Below are 2,118 nucleotides of genomic sequence, written 5' to 3' on the forward strand. Positions count from 1 at the left end.
CACCCTTGAATTCCGCGCCCGGATTTGCCTAAGCGCCTTCTCCAATGCAAGGACCGGGACTTCCAACACCCGGACAACCTTCCGCGATCCGTCCCCCCATCGCATTTAACAATGGTGCAGGAATATTAACCTGCTTCCCATCAGCTACGCATTTCTGCCTCGCCTTAGGGGCCGACTCACCCTACGCCGATGAACGTTGCGTAGGAAACCTTGGGCTTACGGCGAGGGGGCCTTTCACCCCCTTTATCGCTACTCATGTCAGCATTCGCACTTCCGATACCTCCAGCGCACTTTTCAATGCACCTTCGCAGGCTTACGGAACGCTCTCCTACCATGCACATAAATGTGCATCCGCAGCTTCGGTATATTGCTTAGCCCCGTTACATCTTCCGCGCAGGACGACTCGATCAGTGAGCTATTACGCTTTCTTTAAAGGATGGCTGCTTCTAAGCCAACCTCCTGACTGTTTTAGCCTTCCCACTTCGTTTCCCACTTAGCAATATTTGGGGACCTTAGCTGGCGGTCTGGGTTGTTTCCCTCTTGACACCGGACGTTAGCACCCGATGTCTGTCTCCCGTGATTGCACTCTTCGGTATTCGGAGTTTGCTATGGCGTAGTAATCCGCAATGGACCCCACAACCATGACAGTGCTCTACCCCCGAAGGTGATACACGAGGCACTACCTAAATAGTTTTCGGAGAGAACCAGCTATTTCCAGGTTTGTTTAGCCTTTCACCCCTATCCACAGCTCATCCCCTAACTTTTCAACGTTAGTGGGTTCGGACCTCCAGTACGTGTTACCGCACCTTCATCCTGGCCATGGATAGATCACCTGGTTTCGGGTCTACACCCAGCGACTGAACGCCCTGTTCGGACTCGCTTTCGCTACGCCTGCCCTAATCGGTTAAGCTTGCCACTGAATGTAAGTCGCTGACCCATTATACAAAAGGTACGCCGTCACCCCTTCGCAGAGGCTCCGACTGTTTGTATGCATGCGGTTTCAGGATCTATTTCACTCCCCTCCCGGGGTTCTTTTCGCCTTTCCCTCACGGTACTGGTTCACTATCGGTCGATCACGAGTATTTAGCCTTGGAGGATGGTCCCCCCATCTTCAGACAGGATTTCACGTGTCCCGCCCTACTTGTCGTACACCCAGTTCTTCCTCGCTGTTTTCGTCTACAGGGCTATCACCTGCTATGGCGGCACTTTCCAGAGCCTTCGACTAACAATGAAGATAAAGAGTACAGGCTGGTCCCATTTCGCTCGCCACTACTCTGGGAATCTCGGTTGATTTCTTTTCCTGCGGTTACTTAGATGTTTCAGTTCACCGCGTTCGCTTCACGTAACCTATGTATTCAGTTACGGATACTCCATAAGGAGTGGGTTTCCCCATTCGGATATCGGGGGATCAAAGCTCGTTTGCCAGCTCCCCCCCGCTTTTCGCAGGCTACCGCGTCCTTCATCGCCTGTGATCGCCAAGGCATCCACCACATGCACTTGTTCGCTTGACCCTATAACGGGTGTGTCTCATGCGCCATTCACTGGGAATGGCACGTTCGCCACACGCGCTACAGGTTGAGTATTCGTGTTGCGCCGTATTCCAAGGCAATCTTTCGATCACCTTTTCATACATTGATACAATCACAACCCTGATTCACCTACTCGATCACCCATCTCTAAGTGATCTTTCGTGAATCTCTTTACTACTTCTTCCTGATTGTTAAAGAACGACAGCCGATATCGCGGTTGCTATAACCACGTATCACTCTGACTGGCTCAATCGCCAATGCCTGTTTCACTACACTGCAAACATTTTTCAATGTTCACCGCAGTAAAACCGGCATTGAAGATTGGTGGAGGATGACGGGATCGAACCGACGACCCCCTGCTTGCAAAGCAGGTGCTCTCCCAGCTGAGCTAATCCCCCAGTCATGCACAGATAATGCTATCTGTTACTACCCAGGGGTTTTTAGCGGATCAGCCACCGCAGAAACAGTGGTGGGTCTGGATGGATTCGAACCATCGACCCCCGCCTTATCAAGACGGTGCTCTAACCAACTGAGCTACAGACCCCTGAGTCTGTCTAGTTTCACAGCCGATAAGCGTGAGCGCTCAACG

General features: G+C 51.8%; 2 tRNA genes and 1 rRNA gene. All 3 read right to left on the reverse strand.

From position 1 onward, the window contains the following. Positions 1–1,511, reverse strand: a 23S ribosomal RNA gene (locus tag KHO30_RS39010); the annotation flags it as partial. A gap of 340 nt (positions 1,512–1,851) precedes the next feature. Next, positions 1,852–1,927, reverse strand: a tRNA-Ala gene (locus KHO30_RS39015). Positions 1,928–1,996: 69 nt separating this feature from the next. Next, positions 1,997–2,073: transfer RNA gene (locus tag KHO30_RS39020), tRNA-Ile, on the reverse strand. Positions 2,074–2,118 lie beyond the last annotated feature (45 nt).

It is taken from the genome of Paraburkholderia aspalathi (assembly GCF_905220735.1).
Taxonomy (GTDB): Bacteria; Pseudomonadota; Gammaproteobacteria; order Burkholderiales; family Burkholderiaceae; genus Paraburkholderia; species Paraburkholderia aspalathi.